The following is a 17,269-nucleotide window of genomic DNA, read 5'->3' on the forward strand; positions in this document are numbered from 1 at the left end:
CGCTTATTGTTACACATTTTTAATTAACTAAAAGCACAAGGAATGGCAAAGTTTATTGTACCAAAGGAGATTTTTCATGGATTAGGGAGTCTCGAAAACTTAAAAGGATTAAAAGGGAAAAAAGCGGTAATTGTAATTGGAGGCAACTCGGTTAAGGCCAATGGCTCGCTAGATAGAACCATCAACTATTTAGAGGAAGCAGGGATTACATCCGTGGTTTTCTCAGGTGTGGAAGCCGACCCATCGATTGATACTGTTAAGCGCGGTGCCGAGTTTTTTACCCAGGAGCAGCCGGATGTAATTGTGGGCTTGGGCGGTTGTTCAGCTATTGATGCGGCTAAAGCAATGTGGATTTACTACGAGTATCCGGCATCGACCCTGGAAGAGTTGGCAGCTCCCTTTGCGGTGAAAGCCATGCGCAATAAGGCCTATTTTGTAGCTATCCCTTCAACAAGTGGTACTGGCACTGAAATTACAGGTCTGTCAGTGATTACTGATAAAGAGAAAGGCACCAAATACCCGATTGTATCGCATGAGCTCACACCTGATGTAGCCATTGTGGATGGGGAGCTTTGTGAAAGTATGCCAGCTCACGTGACTGCTAATACTGGGCTGGATGCCTTAAGTCATGGCGTTGAGGCTTACGTGTCAAATATAGCCGATCGCTATAACGATGCTTTGGCAAAAGGGGCCGTTGATTTGGTCTTCAAGCATCTGCCAGTAGCATTTACCGAGCCTAACAATAAAGAAGCACGTCAGGCCATGCACGATGCATCATGTATGGCCGGTATGGCTTTTACCAACGTATGGTTGGGCATCGTACATGCCATGTCTCACCAAATTGGGGGAACTTTCGGTATTCCTCACGGATGTGCGAATGCTATTCTAATGCCCAATGTAACGCGTTTCAATGCGAAGGTAACAGATAAGTACAACGATTTGGCCGAGTTGTTCGGTAAAAGCAACGCCGAAGAGTTTGCTCAGGAAATCGAAAAGTTACGTGCTTCAGTGGGGGTAGTGGGCTCCATTAAAGAGTATGGGGTGAGTCCGGAAGAATGGAATGCAAAGCTGGATACTTTAACAGCTAATGCTTTAAAAGATCCGTGTACTTTATTTAACCCCCGTAAGCCTGAATTTGACGAGATTAAAGCTATTTATCAGGCTTGTTACGAAGGAACGGCTATTAATTTTTAAACGCTGCAATAATTCATTGAAGGCCTTGGGTGATTGCGCTCAGGGCCTTATTGCGTTAAACGGTTGTCAGAAGAATTGGGGTGATGAGCTTTTGTTTAGAATCTATATAAATAATAAGCCAATAATGAATGTCATTAATTCAGGACTATACAAACGTTATATTTACATTTGAATATTCTAAAGAGTGCACCGGACAGGATGGTTTGGTAACCTTTGATAACAGTTACTATAACTAAGAAATCGTTTGTTATAATGAACAAAATTGTAGAGAAGGAGTATTTTTCTGAAAACGTAGTACGTTTGGAAATCGAAGCTCCGCGTATTGCAAAAGCTCGCAGAGCAGGGCATTTTGTAATAGTTAAGGTTGGCGAAACAGGAGAGCGCATCCCGCTTACAATTGCGGCCGCTAATCCCGAACGAGGAACTATCACATTGGTAATTCAAAAAGTGGGTGTTTCGTCGCGTAAAATAACGGAACTAAACGTTGGGGATGAACTAACTGATTTGGTTGGGCCTCTTGGAGAAGCAACTCATATCGAAAATGTTGGAACAGTTTTAGCCTGTGGAGGAGGTGTTGGCGTTGCTCCTTTATTGCCTATTGTAGAGGCTTTAAAGAAAGCAGGGAACAGAGTGGTTACAATTTTGGCAGCCCGCACTAAGGACTTAGTTATTTTAGAGGAGCAAATTGCAAAATACTCAGATGAAGTAATTATCATGACCGATGACGGCTCATACGGCAAAAAGGGATTGATAACCGATGGGATGAAAGAAGTGATGGAGCGCGAAAAGGTTGATCAGGCCGTGATTATTGGCCCTGCCATAATGATGAAGTTTGCTGCCTTAACCACCAAAGAGTACAAGGTGCCAACTGTGGCGAGTTTAAATACAATAATGGTTGATGGAACCGGCATGTGCGGTGCTTGTCGTATCACCGTTGGTGGAAAAACAAAATTCGTATGTGTTGACGGACCTGAATTTGATGCTCATCAGGTCGATTTTGATGAAATGCTATTACGCTTAAATGGCTATAAGGAGATAGAAAAAGGAGCAGAGCAGGAATATCTTAAATCTAAAGATAAAAAGTAATGGCTGTTACAAAAGAGTTTTTAAAAGAAGAAAGAGAGCAGTCGTGGCGTTTAGATGTGCGTAAACTGCTAAAAAATAAAGAGCGTACCGCTCTTACACGCGTTCATATGGGAGAGGTCGATCCGCAAGTACGCGTAAAATCTAATATTGAAGTAAATACAGGATTGACTGCCGACGAGGCGATCAATGAGGCACGTCGTTGCCTGGATTGTCCTGATCCGACCTGTATTACTGGCTGTCCGGTAGAAATTAATATACCAAAGTTTATTAAGCGCATTGAGCAGGGAGAGTTCTTACAGGCTGCAAGTGTTCTTAAAGAGACCAGTGCTCTGCCGGCCGTGTGTGGTCGTGTTTGTCCTCAGGAAAAACAATGTGAGGCCAAATGCTTCTATCAGCTTAAGATGCAGAAGGCACCTGTAGCCATTGGTTACCTGGAACGATTTGCTGCCGATTATGAACGTGAATCGGGTCAGATTTCAGTGCCCAAGGTGGCGCCGGCAAACGGAATTAAAGTAGCGGTTATTGGCAGTGGTCCTGCAGGTTTAACCTTCGCGGGCGATATGGCTAAAAATGGGTATGACGTGACGGTATTTGAAGCGCTCCACGAAATTGGTGGTGTGTTGAAATACGGTATTCCTGAGTTCCGCCTTCCAAACAGTATTGTTGATGTGGAAATCAATAACCTGAAGCAGATGGGGGTTAAATTCGAAACCAACTTTATTGTTGGCCGAACAGCCACCATTGAGGATCTGAAAGAGGAAGGTTTTCAGGGATTCTTTACAGGCAGTGGAGCCGGCTTACCGCGTTTTATGAACATCCCGGGAGAAAATTATATTGGCATATTAAGTTCCAATGAATACCTGACCCGCATTAACCTGATGAATGCTGCTAACCCGGCAACCGATACGCCAATTATCAGTGGCAAAAATGTAGCGGTAATTGGAGGAGGTAATACAGCGATGGACTCTGTGCGCACCGCAAAACGCTTAGGAGCTGACAGGGCCATGATTATTTACCGTCGTTCAATGGAAGAAATGCCGGCGCGTGTTGAAGAAATTAAACATGCTCAGGAAGAAGGAATAGAGTTTTTAACTTTAACCAACCCGGTAGAGTATTTTGCGGACGAAACAGGTCGTGTTAACAAAGTTCGTGTGCAAAAAATGGAATTGGGTGAGCCAGATGCGTCTGGTCGTCGTCGTCCGGTGCCAATGGAAGGCTCTGAGTACGATATAGATGTAGATACGGTTGTGGTAAGTGTTGGGGTGTCGCCAAACCCATTGATTCCGAGTTCGCTGCCTCAGTTGGAGACAACGCGTTGGGGAACCATTGTTGTGGATGATGAAAAATTACAGACTTCCATTCCGGAGATGTTTGCCGGAGGAGATATTGTGCGCGGTGGAGCCACAGTAATTCTGGCGATGGGCGATGGACGTAATGCCGCTGCATCAATGCATATGTATTTACAGGATAAATTAAACCCTTAAGTCATGCAAAACATAGAAACAACATATTTAGGATTGCCTATTAAGAACCCAATTGTTGTTGGAAGTTCTGGTTTGGCGTCTACTATTGGTGGAATTAAAAAACTGGCCAAGGCTGGGGCGGCCGCCATAGTGCTTAAGTCTGTATTCGAAGAGGAGATCAAGGCAGAGGCGGAGCAAACAATTGGTCAGCAATTGGGCGTGGACGATAATAATCTGGAGTTCTATGATTATTACGATTATCAGGTTAAAAATGAGGTACTGGAGAACTATGTCTCTTTAATTCGCGAAGCGAAAGAAGTGGTTGATGTTCCAATAATTGCAAGCATCAATTGTTCGAGCTATAGCGAGTGGGTATCTTTTGCTCAAAAAGTACAAGATGCCGGTGCGGATGCACTGGAGCTAAATATTTTTAAACTGCCTTTTGGTATTAAGGAAGAGGCGGCAGCCATCGAAAAAGTCTATTTTGATATTGTGCGGAAAGTAAAGGAGCGATTAACGATTCCGGTTGGTATTAAGCTGGCTCCTTATTTCACAAATTTAGGCAGTATTATCCACCGCTTGTCGCACAGTGGTGTTGATGGTTTGGTGCTTTTTAATCGCTTTACATCAATTGATTATGACATTGAGAATGATCAGGTGGTAACGGGTAATGTGTACTCTGGTGTTAACGACTATGTGAATTCCTTGCGATGGATTTCAATTGCTTCAGCTGATGCAGGGTGTGATTTGGTGGCCTCAACGGGTGTGCAGGATTATCGAACACTGGTAAAAATGTTACTGGCAGGTGCGGCTTCTGTGCAAATAGTGTCGGCCATTTACAAAGAAGGTCCGGAAGTGATAGGGGCCATGCTAAAAGAATTAGAGGCCTGGATGAAACGGCGTGGTTTTGAAACCATTGCCGATTTTAAAGGGCGTTTAGGACAAGGTGAGTCAGCTAATCCGGAAGTGTTTGAACGCGTACAGTTTATGCGTTATTTTTCAGGATATAAGCAGTAAAATAAACAGGGCTTGAAAAGTAGTTAGTAGACGTGGTGATATCTGCTGACTACTCCCTTACTACTAATCACTTATTTCTGCTTTGTTTCTTTCTTTTTTATTCCTATCTTTGCGCCCTGATTATTTAAAACCTTCTAAAATTAAGAAGATATGTTAAATCGTTATGAAACCGTTTTCATTTTAACTCCCGTTTTGTCTGATGTTCAGATGAAGGAAGCGGTCGACAAATTCAAAGGTTTGATTGTTGAGGCCGGAGGAAAAATGGTAAATGAAGAAAATTGGGGACTTCGTAAGCTTGCTTACCCAATTCAAAAGAAGTCAACAGGGTTTTACCAGTTGTTCGAATTCGACGCTAATCCTGAGTTTATTGAGAAATTAGAAACTGCTTTCCGTCGTGATGAGCGTGTTATTCGTTTCTTATCTTTCAGATTAGACAAGTACGCTATGGCGTATGCAGAGAAAAGAAGATCAACTAAAAAAGCAGAAAAGGAGAACTAAACCATGGCACAGAATCAATCAGAAATCAGGTATTTAACTCCTCCTTCAGTAGAAATCAAGAAGAAGAAGTACTGTCGTTTCAAAAAGAACAAGATCAAGTATATCGATTACAAAGATCCTGAGTTCTTAAAGAAATTCTTGAACGAGCAAGGTAAAATTTTACCTCGTCGTCTGACTGGTACATCTTTGAAGTATCAAAGAAAAGTTGCGCAGGCTGTTAAGCGTGCACGTCATTTGGCCTTGTTGCCATACGTAACCGATTTGATGAAATAAGAAAAAGGAGGATTTACGATGGAAATTATTTTAAGAGAAGATATTCAGAATCTTGGCCATAAGAATGACATTGTGACGGTAAAAAATGGTTACGGACGTAACTATTTGATCCCTCAGGGACTTGCTGTGCTAGCAACTCCTTCAGCCAAGAAAGTACACGCAGAAAATTTGCGTCAGAGAGCTCATAAAGAGGAAAAGATCAAAAATGAAGCTCTTGAAGTAGCTAAGACACTGGAAGGTAAGTCATTTACTATTGGTGCTAAGGCTTCATCAACCGGAAAGATTTTCGGTTCTGTAAATACCATTCAAATTGCTGAGGCTTTAACCAAAGAAGGTTTCAACGTAGAGCGTAAAAATATCTCTATGAAAGACGAAGCTAAAGAATTGGGTACTTACAATGCAACTGTAAAATTACACCGTGAAGTTAAGGTTGACATCTCAATTGAGGTGGTTGCCGAATAACAATTTTATTAATCTCGGATAGATTAAAAAACATTTTTCAAACAGACATAAACCACCATGGGGACATGGTGGTTTTTTTGTGGCCAATTTTAGGCTTTGCTAAAGCATAAAAAAACTCATGCGTTAGTTACACATGAGTTTTGCATTGAATGCTATTGTAATTATTACTTTACAGCAATAGTTTCTATCTCTACCAAAACACTTAGAGGTAATTCCTTAACAGCGAATGCCGCACGAGCAGGCGGATTTTCTGAGTAGTACGATCCGTATACTTCATTCATGGCCGCAAAGTTGCTCATGTCGCTTAGTAAACAAGTTGATTTAACGACATTGTCGAAGCTGTAACCTGCTTCGTTAAGGATGGCTGAAATATTTTTCATTACCTGTTCGGTCTGCTCCTTAATCCCGCCTTCAACCACCTTACCGGTTGCAGGGTCAACAGGTACCTGACCTGAGATATATAAAGTGCCGTTTACTTCAATTGCCTGACTGTATGGGCCAATAGCACCTGGTGCATTTGTTGTTGCAATAACTTTTTTCATTATACTTAGTTTTAAAAGGATTAATCACTTTTAGAAAACACCGTTATCGCGTGGGTGATTTCGTTTTTCATATTTCAGATCCTGAAGCATGCTGGAGTTTACACGGATGGTAAAGAAATACGATTTATATCGTCCAACAGGTACCAGGTTAAAGTTCATGCTCCAACAGTGCAAATCGCGGCTGATACCGATGTTTGTGTGCGCTATTTCCTTGCGGTCGAAACTGTATCCCGATGCAAAATTAATGCGCCATTTAGGCGTTAAAGAGATGTTTCCGTTCAGGTTCACATCAGAGGTGACCTTGAAATTGTAATCCATCTTTTTGGTGTTGAAGTCGCCTCTGCTAAGCCTTAAGGAATAATTAAGCGATATATTCCACGGAATTTCAAACTTAGCATACCCATCGTCACCCTGTGTAAAGGTCGCATTTCCGCCTTTAAAGGCTGCTTGTGGATCGAATTCCTGGTTGTTAAGCGGGTCGGGGGGCAATGCGTTGGGATCTTCATCATTGGCATTCGGATCATCGGAGCCCTTTTTATCTTTCTTCTTGAAGGTATCTGAACCAAAATTAAGTCCAAAGCTTAGGTTGGCACTCTCCAGGCGAAGGAGTTTACCCTGTTGGGCCCAAACCGACTGGTTCACACGTATAGGCTTACCTGTTTTGGTGGTATCAATAGCATAGGGGTCAAAGCGTGCTCCAAAATTTACATTGGTACCAAACAGCTTGGTGCGCCCGGTCATGTTTATTGGCTGCCACTTTAGTGAGTCGGCCAAAAAGTTATAGCTGGTGCTGAAGTTCAGGCTTTCTAATATTTTCAGCTTTTTAAAACCAGTTGTATCTTTTTCGCTTTTGACTTTCATCTCGAGAGTATTGCCTAAGCTAAAACTCATGGAACCAGATTTCCCTCTGCCCGGAACTCCATAAAGAGAACCGTCGTAGTATGAATAATCGTGTCTGACAACCTCGTCCCGGGCCTCATCATAGTATTCAAACCAATCGTAATACCCGTATTTGGAATCCCCAAAATCAGGTCGGTACGACATCGATACCGACGGTGTGGCTACGTGGCGGATTGCGTCCACTTTGTTTCCGAAGAGTTTTCTCCAGGGGCGAAAAAAGGTATATATTTTTGTTGAAGTACCTGCGCTGAAACTGTAGTCGTAAACGCGGTTAAATCCGGTAATTGTATCCGTATTGACAATCTGTTTCTCAATCTCGTCGTAGCCTTTTTCAATTTTATTAAGGTACCAGCGTTCGGTATAGTTAAAAGAGGGGGTTACTGTAAAGTGCTTAAGGAACTTTAAGTTCATTGCTACAGGAATGCTGTGCTTAACCCCATTTTTCCATTGGTTGGCAAAGCTCTCGCCATCAAAACCTAATTCTGATTCTTTGGCATGCACATAGTTCTTCATGTTACCGGTATACGATAAACTGATTTTTTCAAGCATGTTTTCATTTGTGCCCACCTTATTCTTTTTCTTAAAAGGATAGAAGCGGTTCACGGTAAAAGTTAGGTCGGGTATTGTTAAGTCAATGGTTGTATCGCGACTGTTTTGCGAGTGTAGGAGGTTAGCCGAAAAGTTAAAAGGTTTGCCGGCCCACCTTTTACTGTACGAGATACTTGACCGTTTAGTGTTAGTCGAAATATCGTTGTTAGCGGGGTTATATAGGCTGTTAATATTATTCTGGTCGAAAGAACTGGTTGAGTAATTAACGCTGGCTGAGAAGGTTTGGTAGGGGTTTGCCTTGGCATCCTGACGGTGCGACCAAGTAATAGCCATGTCCTTATTCTTACGATAATCTGGCAGATCTTTCTCGCTAAAAATGTTAGTGATGTATTGAAAGTTAAATCGGCCTCCGTATTTATACCTGACTTTGTAGTTGGACCCTGTTCTGATGGCCCAGGAACCATTAGTAAACAGGTCGCCTTTAAGCATGAAATCAAAATAGTCGCTGGCCGCCCAGTAATAGCCGCCATCTGTTAGTCCAAATCCTCTGACTTGTTCGTCGCGATAGGAAGGGAACAGGAACCCAGAGCTGTAGGAGCTTGTGGTAGGTATCATTGCAAATGGCACAATAATGGGTAGTTTCACATCTTCCACCACCAGATAAGCCGGCCCTGTAATGGTTTTTTTCCCAGGAATAACTTTTGCTTTTGTAAGGTTAAGGTAGAAGTGTGGGTGGTCGTGATTGTCGCAGGTTGTATACTTTGCGTTCTGCATGCAATAGGAGTTGTCTTCTATTTTCTTGGCTTTACTACCTACTACAAATCCTTCTCCTTGCTCAGTAACGATGTGTTCAATAATGGCTTTTTCCGTTCTGAAGTTATATTTCATACGGCGCATGGTGTATTCTCCACTCGGATCGGTAAAAACAGGCAATCCTGTTTCGTTCCCCAGCGAATCGACCTGCCCATATGCAAAGGCCGTGCTGCTGTCCATATCCAAAACAATGGTGTGCGCCTTAAGCAGTACATCCTGATAGCTTACTTCGGCATTGCCATATAAATAGGTTTTTTGAGTAACGATATCGAAATCGATAGAGTCCGTTGCTTTATATTTGACTTCGGCATCAATAATAAAGGAACCCGACTGAGCATTGGTGCTGTCAGGTGATGCGGACTGTGTGGAGCCGGAATCTTGCATGACTTCCTGCGCCCTGATATCTGTTAAGTTTACTGTTACGCTCGATAGTATAATTGTTAATGCAATTTGTTTGAGCGCTTTATATGCGTTGGTTCTAATTAGTGTCAAAGTGGTATATTTTTCAAGCGTTCACAAAAATAATTAAAAAATGCGCATACGCAGGCATGTCCTTTAAAATATGCGGCAGACCGCTTTTTTTAACTGCGTATTATTTTTCTATTTTTGAACTGTAATAATCTAAAAGTATGACAATTTATTTATTTAATACACGGCTTGCGTTGATCTTCTCACTGGGTGTTTTATTGATTTTTAACAGTGTTGGCGCCCATGCACAGGAAGACATGGTATTTAAAACGGTCGTCATTGATGCTGGTCACGGAGGGAAAGATCCTGGAGCCATCGGAAAAATTTCCAGGGAAAAAGATATTGTTTTAAACGTAGCCCTCAAAGTTGGAAAGTATATCGAAGAAAATTTGCCGGACGTAAATGTCGTATATACCCGAAGCAAAGATGTTTTTGTGCCATTAAATAAACGTGCGGAAATTGCGAATAAGAATAAGGCTGATTTATTTATCTCAATTCACGCCAATGCGATTTCTACTCCAAAAATATATGGTGCCGAAACTTTTGTATTGGGGCTGCATCGAACCAAAGAAAACCTCGAAGTTGCTAAGCTCGAAAACTCGGTAATTGTGCTTGAGGAGGATTACACCACCACTTATGAAGGGTTTGATCCCAATTCAGCCGAGTCTTACATCATTTTTGAATTGATGCAAAACATTCATATTGACCAAAGTATTTACATGGCCTCTTTGGTGCAGAATCAGTTCAAACAGCGTGTTGGAAGAAGGGATAGAGGTGTTAAACAAGCCGGTTTTCTGGTGCTTCGACAGGCTGCCATGCCGAGTGTGTTGGTGGAGCTAGGGTTTTTAACTAATCAAACGGAAGAGAAATTTATCGCGTCAGAGAAAGGTCAAACTTATATGGCATCTGCCATATTCAGAGCTGTACGAGACTATAAAAACGAGTTCGACGATAAAAGTAAGATGGCTGATATTATGGAAAAAGTGCAGGCAGAAGCCAAACCGGTTATCAGCTATCGGATACAGATTGCTTCGTCCAGAAAAGCCATAAAAGAAGGAACGCAGGTATATAAAAAGTTCGATGAAGTTTGGATGTTTCAGGAAGACGATCGGTTTAAGTATACCACAAAATGCAGTTCAGATTATGGTGAAATATTAAATGATCTGCTATTTGTAAAAGAAAAGGTAGGTGATGCTTTTGTGATTGCATTTAAAGATGATAAGCGCATTTCAGTGCCAGAAGCGAGGCGTATGCAGCAGCAACAAAATTAGAGCAGTTAGGCATTTGACGACATTTTTGTTAAATTGCAGCAGTTTTCACGCCAAAAAACATACCAATAACAATAGCACGCTATGAAGAAAGAAGTAAAAATAGGTTTAACCGTTTTCGTGTCATTCGTAATAGTTGTTTGGGGATTTAACTTTCTCAAAGGAAGAAACATTGTTAGTGTAGGTAGTTCTTACTATGGTGTATACGAGAAAATAGACGGATTGACTAAAGCAAGCCCTGTGTTTTTTCGAGGATTTAAGGTGGGGTCAGTAAGGGATATTGATTTTCATCCGACACAGCACAATCGCTTTCTGGTAACATTTACCTTGTTTGAAGAAATAAACATTCCCGCAGACTCGAAGGCACAAATTTATAGCCTCGATTTAATGGGCTCTAAAGGGGTGCAGTTTTTGATGGGGAAGAGTGACCAGATGCTGGCTGTGGGCGATACGATGAATACGTCTGTGGTGGGCGATTTGGCCGACAAAATGAGCATGGAAGTATTGCCCTTAAAGGATAAAACAGAGCGTTTGATTGTTAAGCTGGATACTGTTCTCACCAATATTGGTCAAATATTTAGTGAGGAAAAGGATCGGTTTCATTCCAGTATGCATAATCTTAATTTATCCCTGCAGCATTTTGAGTCCATAAGCAGAAATCTGGCGCGAAAAATGGAAGACGATGGTGAAGTGACTTTGATGCTCCAACGAACCGACTCTCTATTGGCCATGATGTCGGCACAAAGGCCACATATTGATTCTACTTTTTCTAACCTGGCCAGCTTTTCCAGTCAGTTGGAAGCCTCTAATATTGATGGAACAGTTGAACAGTTGCGCCTGACGCTTGGCAGTGCAAACACCTTATTGGATAGCATTAATAGTGGTAAGGGCTCATTGGGAATGTTAATGACCAATGAAGATTTATACTATTCGTTAGACGAAGTAAGTAATAACCTCAATAGGTTATTGATCGACTTCAGGCATAACCCGGACAGGTACGTCTCTTTTTCGGCTGTTAATTTTGGCCGTAAGGTAGTTGTTAGTGATAAAGCATATGGGCTTGGGGGAATTGTGTTTGAAGTACAAATTAACAGCTCCAAAACACCTCTAAATATTGGGTCATCTATTCTGGATGGTAAGTATCGGGTCTTCGAAGATTACCGTGGCTCAAAATATGTATACATTGTTGGTCAAACCCGAAATTTTGACGAAGCCAACGAGATACTTGATGAAGTTAAAGAATTGTATGATAAAGCTGTTGTTGTCGCTTTAGAAGATGGCACTCCAATTAGCCTTAAAAAGGCACAGAAACGTACGCGTTAATCGTTTGGTATACTGTTAAGTATAATTTTGTTTCATTATCCATTAAATTTTTTGACGTTTTTTTAATAATGTTCCAAAGCATTTAATTCCAGTGGATTTAGTGTGTTAACTAAAAGTTAACTGAAAACATCAATCTATTGATTATTAGATATTTACATCGTTTATATTTAATTGCTTGATTACTAGATATCCTATCTTGCAATTAATAAAGTCAAGACTTTTTCCATTTTTTTTTCATTTTTTTTTTCACAATTTTTGTTTTCGCATTTAAAGTATTTAGCAAACATAATTCTATAAAGGAAACGGAAAGAATGGAAGTCGATTGCAAAAGAATTTGGGGAAATTGTTTGAATGTTATTAAAGACAATATTCCACAGATTAGCTACCAAACCTGGTTTGAACCTATAGTACCTGTAAAAATTGAAAAGGATGTGCTTACAATACAAGTACCCAGCCTCTTTTTTTACGAGTACCTGGAAGAACAGTACATCGATCTATTGAGTAAAACTCTTAGAAAGGAACTTGGTACTCAAGCAAAGCTGGAGTACAATGTTGTAATGGACAATGCCCACATGGCCAATCAGCAGCCATACACACTTAACTTTCCAACAAGTAATAAAGCAGATCTTCGCAATCGGCCTGTGAATGTTACTTCTCAGGATAAACCCGATATCCGAAATCCGTTTGTTATCCCAGGAATTAAGCGCTTGAGTGTGGACCCGCAGCTCAATGGTGACTACAACTTTGATAATTTTGTTGAGGGAGAATGTAACCGATTGGCCCGAAGCGCCAGTCTGGCGGTTGCGAAAAACCCAGGTAAAACAGCATTTAACCCACTGTTTTTATATGGGAACTCCGGTTTGGGTAAAACGCACTTGGCCCAATCTATTGGGATAGAAGTGAAGCGCAATATGCCTGAAAAAACGGTCTTATATGTTAATGCTAATAAGTTTCAGACACAGTTTACTGATTCGGTAAGGAATAATTCACAAAATGATTTCCTGAACTTCTATCAAATGATTGATGTCCTCATTATTGATGACGTACAAGAGTTTGCAGGCAAGACAAAAACACAAAATACCTTCTTCCACATATTTAATCATCTGCACCAAACAGGGAAGCAGCTTATTTTAACCTGTGACAAGGCTCCCGTTGAATTGCAAGGAATGGAGGACCGGCTTTTGTCGAGATTTAAATGGGGACTGGCGGCGGATATACAAATACCGGACTTTGAAACGCGTGTTTCCATACTGGAAAAGAAAATTCATAAAGATGGTTTAACGGTTCCAGAAGAGGTGGTTTATTACATCGCCAGCAACGTTGTAAATAATGTGCGTGAACTGGAAGGGGCTTTAATATCTTTATTAGCTCAGGCGACACTTAATAAGAAAGAGATTACCTTTGATACAGCCAAGCAAATTATAGATAAGCTGGTTAAGAAAACAACCAAAGAATTATCCATCGATTCTATTTCACAAACGGTCTGCGATTATTTTGGTCTTGATCTTGATATTTTGCAATCAAAAACCAGAAAAAGAGAAATCGTTCAGGCCCGTCAGATTGCCATGTTTTTTAGTAAAGGGCTCACCAACTCCTCGCTTTCTACAATTGGAGCTAAAATCGGAAAAAAGGATCATGCCACTGTATTGCATGCCTGTAAGGCCATCAATAATCTGATTGAAACCAATAAGGATTTTAAAGGACAGATTAAAGAAATTGAAGCTCAGTTGAAATCATAAGCACTTGAGTTACTTAAAATATAAAGGCACCCAAGCTTCGGGTGTCTTTTTTTTTTACTTTTGAGCTGCAGTTAATCTGTTTAAGAAGGAATTATTATAATTATTCAAAATCTTTTCAAATGAATAAAATCTTTAGTACAATGTTGGCAGCCGTGTTGCTGTTCAGCGGATGTCAAACAAAGACACCAGACAAATCAATGAATCCATTTTTTACAACCTACGACACTCCTTTTCAAACACCTCCTTTTAGTTTGATAGAAATTGCCCATTACATGCCGGCTTTTGAAAAAGGTATGGATGAGCAGGTAAAGGAAATTCAGGCTATTGTTGAAAACAGTGAAGCGCCAAATTTTGAGAATACCATATTGGCGTACGATCGTTCGGGAGACCTCCTGCAGCGTGTAAGTACGGTTTTCTTTAATATTCAGGGAACAGACCGTAACGATGATATTCAGGAAATAGCTCGTGTAATCACGCCACTTCTTACCAAGCACACCGATAATATTTCTATGAATATGGAGTTATTTAAGCGTGTGAAAGCTGTGTATGAGCAAGCTGATGCAATGAATTTATCGGCTGCTCAGAAGCGGGTAACTCAAAAGTATTATAACGATTTCGTTAGAAACGGTGCTGAGCTATCCGCTGAGGATCAGGCACAGCTGAAAAAGTATAATGAAGAATTAGCCAATCTACAGCTGCAATTTAGCGAAAACCAGTTGGCCGAGACCAATAAAAACTTTAAGCTCGTTGTCGAAAATGAAGCAGATTTGGCTGGTTTGCCAGATGGAATAAAGTCTGCAGCAGCTGAAACTGCTACCGCCAACGGACTGGAAGGTAGATGGATGTTTACCCTGCAGAAGCCTAGTTTGATCCCGTTTCTGCAGTATGCCGATAACAGGGATTTGCGTGAGAAAATTTATCGCGGATACTTCATGCGAGGTAATAATAACGATGAGTTCGATAATAAGGAGATTGCCCGTAAAATGGCAATGATACGCAGTGAGCGTGTGAAACTTCTCGGTTATGAGACGCATGCGGATTATGCCATTGAGGAGAACATGGCTAAAACACCCGAGAACGTTGATGAGTTTCTGATGGGCTTGTGGGAGCCAGCTTTGAAGGTGGCTAAGCAAGAGCTTAAAGAAATGCAGCGTATCATTGATCAGGAAGGTGGTAATTTTGAACTGCAATCATGGGATTGGTGGTACTATGCCGAAAAACTAAGAAAGGCGAAATATGACCTGGATGAGTCGGAGATTGTTCCGTATTTCCAGCTGAGCAATGTTCGTGATGGCATGTTCTGGGTAGCCAACCAGCTATATGGTGTTACTTTTACAGAAATTAATAACATTGAGGTATATAATCCCGAGGTGGAGGTGTTTGAAGTGAAAGAAGCAAATGGCGACCACATTGGTTTGTTGTACCTTGATTATCATCCAAGAGAGAGTAAGCGCCCAGGAGCATGGCAAACCAGTTTCAGAAATGCCATTACAAAAGATGGAAAGCGGGTAGCACCATTGGTATCTTTAGTTTGTAACTTTACAAAGCCAACTGGCGATAAGCCTGCCCTGTTGACCTTTGATGAAGTGAGCACTCTGTTTCACGAATTTGGCCATGGTTTACATGCCTTGTTTACTGAGGGAGAGTATGAGCGTACAGCTGGAATGGTTCCGATGGATTATGTGGAATTGCCCTCTCAAATTATGGAGAACTGGGCGGCTGAACCAGCCGTGCTGAAACATTTTGCACGTCATTATGAGACGGGAGAAGTTATTCCGGATGAGTTGATCCAAAAGATACAGAAGAGCGGTCATTTTAATCAGGGATTTGCCACAGTTGAGTATTTGGCAGCCTCATTACTTGACTTAAGCTGGCACAGTCTTAAAGCTGGCGAGGTGGTCGATAATTCTTTGGATTTTGAAAAAAATGCGATGGATCAAATCGGACTTATTGAAGAAATTATCCCAAGATACCGAACTACTTATTTTAGCCATATTTTCAGTAGTGATTTTTACGCGGCTGGCTACTACGTTTATATTTGGGCGGCCGTGTTAGACTCGGATGCTTTTGATGCATTCAAGCAGAGTGGAGATATTTTTAATAAGGAACTGGCTCAGAAATTTCGTCAGCACTGCCTTTCAGAGTGTGGTAGTGATGAAGGAATGGTTCAATATCAGAAATTTAGAGGACAAGAACCATCTCTACAGCCATTGTTGGAAAAAAGAGGTCTGAACTAATTCCATAGCCTTCAGACTAATTAGTCATAAAAAATCAAGGTCGATGCAGCGCATCGACCTTGATTTTTTTAGAGAACTATCGGAAAAACAGAAAGTATGCATCTAAAGTAAATAACTGATACCCGATAGTTCTCCAAGCTATTAGTTAATGATCCAATCGATTACTTCTTTATCGTCAGGTAAGGTTTTTGGCGGAATAACTTTCTCTATCTCGCCGTTTCTATTGATAAGGTACTTTTGAAAATTCCATTTTACCTTGCTGTCGCCAAAATTATTGAGAGAGCCGGAGGTGAGCCACTCATATAAGGGGTGAATGTCATCGCCCTTAACCGATATTTTGCTCATCATTAAAAACGTAACGCCATAGTTTTTTTGGCAGAAACCCTGTATTTCTTCATTGGAGCCCGGTTCCTGGCTTAAGAAATTGTTCGCTGGAAAGCCAATGATGGTAAAATCTTCACCACCATACATGTCGTATACCTTTTGAAGCTGCTCGTACTGTGGTGTTAACCCGCATTTGCTGGCCACATTTACCACCATTACTTTTTTCCCCTTTAGTTCGGCAAGCTTAAACGGTTCACCTTCTATGGTAGTTACTTCGAAGTCATAAAAACTATCCTGTCCAAAAGTAGTCATGTTTAACATCAGGAAGAATGTTAGGAATGCTATTGTAAGCTTCATCCAATTACTATTTAATTATTATACATTTATTTAATTGCTGATCAGTAAACACCGGATCCTCCAATTTGTTTATGGATGGGAGCGGGTAAATGGAACAAATCTTACTGCTAGCAATTTTTTTGTTTTTAATTGACCGTTCTTCTTCGTGTATAAAACAAGTGTTTGATGGCCGCCAGATTCAACTGGAGCAATTAAGCGGCCGCCCTCTTTAAGCTGATCAATTAATGGCAAAGGAATGGTTGAAGGAGAAGCTGTCAGTATTATGGCATCATAGGGTTGATGCTCTGCCCAACCGTGGTATCCATCCCCTATTTTGCAGTGCACGTTGGTGTAGCCAAGTGAATCGAGTACTTGAGCTGCATGCTGACCGAGCGGCGCTATTATTTCAATGGAATAAACTTCATCAACGATTTCTGCTAAGATAGCGGCCTGATACCCTGAACCTGTTCCTATTTCCAGTACTTTGTCAGTGGTTGAAAGGTTCAGTTGTTCGGTCATGTAGGCCACCACGTATGGTTGCGAAATGGTTTGATTGTATCCAATGGGCAAGGGGCGATCCTCATACGCATAGTTCTGGTATTCAAAGGGAACAAATAGATGCCTTGGAACCTCATTAAATGCTTCGATAAGAGGTTTATCTGTGATACCTCTGTTAATAATCTGGTTACGCACCATGGAGGTTCTCATTGCATCGTATTCTTGTGCTAATAGAATTAATAAAAGCTTTAAGCCAATCGTAGCAAACATGGCTTCTTT

At 41.1% G+C, this 17,269-nt stretch carries 15 protein-coding genes; 11 read left to right on the top strand and 4 right to left on the bottom strand.

Translation table 11 applies throughout. The annotated features are described in order from the left end of the window. The first annotated feature begins 42 nt into the window (after nt 1-42). The 7 genes from ACSX1H_RS08660 to rplI all read left to right on the top strand — a co-directional run bounded on the left by ACSX1H_RS08660 (nt 43) and on the right by rplI (nt 5,993). The gene (locus tag ACSX1H_RS08660; protein WP_439183454.1) at nt 43-1,194 is read left to right on the top strand and encodes an iron-containing alcohol dehydrogenase; all 1,152 of its coding nucleotides are present in this window, start codon (nt 43-45) and stop codon (nt 1,192-1,194) included. A 252-nt stretch (nt 1,195-1,446) separates the two neighbouring features. Beyond that, nucleotides 1,447-2,280 carry a sulfide/dihydroorotate dehydrogenase-like FAD/NAD-binding protein gene (locus ACSX1H_RS08665; protein WP_439183455.1) on the top strand — a complete coding sequence of 278 codons (834 nt, stop codon included), beginning with the start codon at nt 1,447-1,449 and terminating at the stop codon, nt 2,278-2,280. Next, nucleotides 2,280-3,764, top strand: a complete 1,485-nt coding sequence (gene gltA / locus ACSX1H_RS08670) for an NADPH-dependent glutamate synthase (RefSeq protein ID WP_439183456.1) — start codon at nt 2,280-2,282, stop codon at nt 3,762-3,764. The genes ACSX1H_RS08665 and gltA overlap by 1 nt, the downstream gene beginning before the upstream one ends. A gap of 3 nt (nt 3,765-3,767) precedes the next feature. Next, complete coding sequence (locus tag ACSX1H_RS08675) at nt 3,768-4,760, top strand: dihydroorotate dehydrogenase-like protein (protein ID WP_439183457.1); 993 nt, start codon at nt 3,768-3,770, stop codon at nt 4,758-4,760. Between the two features lie 150 nt (nt 4,761-4,910). Continuing rightward, the gene (gene rpsF / locus ACSX1H_RS08680) at nt 4,911-5,258 is read left to right on the top strand and encodes a 30S ribosomal protein S6 (protein ID WP_439183458.1); all 348 of its coding nucleotides are present in this window, start codon (nt 4,911-4,913) and stop codon (nt 5,256-5,258) included. A 3-nt stretch (nt 5,259-5,261) separates the two neighbouring features. After that, the gene (rpsR, locus tag ACSX1H_RS08685; RefSeq protein WP_212188816.1) at nt 5,262-5,531 is read left to right on the top strand and encodes a 30S ribosomal protein S18; all 270 of its coding nucleotides are present in this window, start codon (nt 5,262-5,264) and stop codon (nt 5,529-5,531) included. Nucleotides 5,532-5,549: 18 nt separating this feature from the next. Beyond that, nucleotides 5,550-5,993 (top strand): 50S ribosomal protein L9, encoded by a 444-nt coding sequence (rplI, locus tag ACSX1H_RS08690; protein ID WP_439183459.1) that lies wholly within the window; start codon nt 5,550-5,552, stop codon nt 5,991-5,993. Between the two features lie 164 nt (nt 5,994-6,157). Here the strand turns inward: rplI and ACSX1H_RS08695 are convergent, their stop codons facing one another. Both ACSX1H_RS08695 and ACSX1H_RS08700 read right to left on the bottom strand, forming a co-directional pair. Next, complete coding sequence (locus ACSX1H_RS08695) at nt 6,158-6,535, bottom strand: RidA family protein (protein ID WP_439183460.1); 378 nt, start codon at nt 6,533-6,535, stop codon at nt 6,158-6,160. Nucleotides 6,536-6,565: 30 nt separating this feature from the next. After that, entirely contained in the window at nt 6,566-9,289 is a 2,724-nt protein-coding gene (locus ACSX1H_RS08700; protein ID WP_439183461.1) for a putative LPS assembly protein LptD, read from the bottom strand. 137 nt (nt 9,290-9,426) lie between these two features. On the opposite strand from ACSX1H_RS08700, the gene ACSX1H_RS08705 reads away from it, so the two are divergent. The 4 genes from ACSX1H_RS08705 (at nt 9,427) to ACSX1H_RS08720 (ending at nt 15,832) form a co-directional block, all read left to right on the top strand. Further along, nucleotides 9,427-10,536 (top strand): N-acetylmuramoyl-L-alanine amidase family protein, encoded by a 1,110-nt coding sequence (locus tag ACSX1H_RS08705; protein ID WP_439183462.1) that lies wholly within the window; start codon nt 9,427-9,429, stop codon nt 10,534-10,536. Nucleotides 10,537-10,617: 81 nt separating this feature from the next. Further along, the gene (locus ACSX1H_RS08710; protein WP_439183463.1) at nt 10,618-11,856 is read left to right on the top strand and encodes an MlaD family protein; all 1,239 of its coding nucleotides are present in this window, start codon (nt 10,618-10,620) and stop codon (nt 11,854-11,856) included. Nucleotides 11,857-12,167: 311 nt separating this feature from the next. Beyond that, entirely contained in the window at nt 12,168-13,595 is a 1,428-nt protein-coding gene (dnaA, locus tag ACSX1H_RS08715; RefSeq protein ID WP_439183464.1) for a chromosomal replication initiator protein DnaA, read from the top strand. A gap of 119 nt (nt 13,596-13,714) precedes the next feature. Further along, nucleotides 13,715-15,832, top strand: a complete 2,118-nt coding sequence (locus ACSX1H_RS08720) for a M3 family metallopeptidase (RefSeq protein WP_439183465.1) — start codon at nt 13,715-13,717, stop codon at nt 15,830-15,832. 141 nt (nt 15,833-15,973) lie between these two features. Here the strand turns inward: ACSX1H_RS08720 and ACSX1H_RS08725 are convergent, their stop codons facing one another. Beyond that, nucleotides 15,974-16,513: a glutathione peroxidase gene (locus ACSX1H_RS08725; RefSeq protein ID WP_439183466.1), complete on the bottom strand. Its 540-nt coding sequence runs from the start codon at nt 16,511-16,513 to the stop codon at nt 15,974-15,976. Between the two features lie 69 nt (nt 16,514-16,582). After that, nucleotides 16,583-17,260 (bottom strand): protein-L-isoaspartate(D-aspartate) O-methyltransferase, encoded by a 678-nt coding sequence (locus tag ACSX1H_RS08730; RefSeq protein ID WP_439183467.1) that lies wholly within the window; start codon nt 17,258-17,260, stop codon nt 16,583-16,585. Nucleotides 17,261-17,269: the final 9 nt, after the last annotated feature.

The sequence above is a fragment of the Carboxylicivirga taeanensis genome (genome assembly GCF_051851475.1).
In the GTDB taxonomy this organism is placed as follows: domain Bacteria; phylum Bacteroidota; class Bacteroidia; order Bacteroidales; family Marinilabiliaceae; genus Carboxylicivirga; species Carboxylicivirga taeanensis.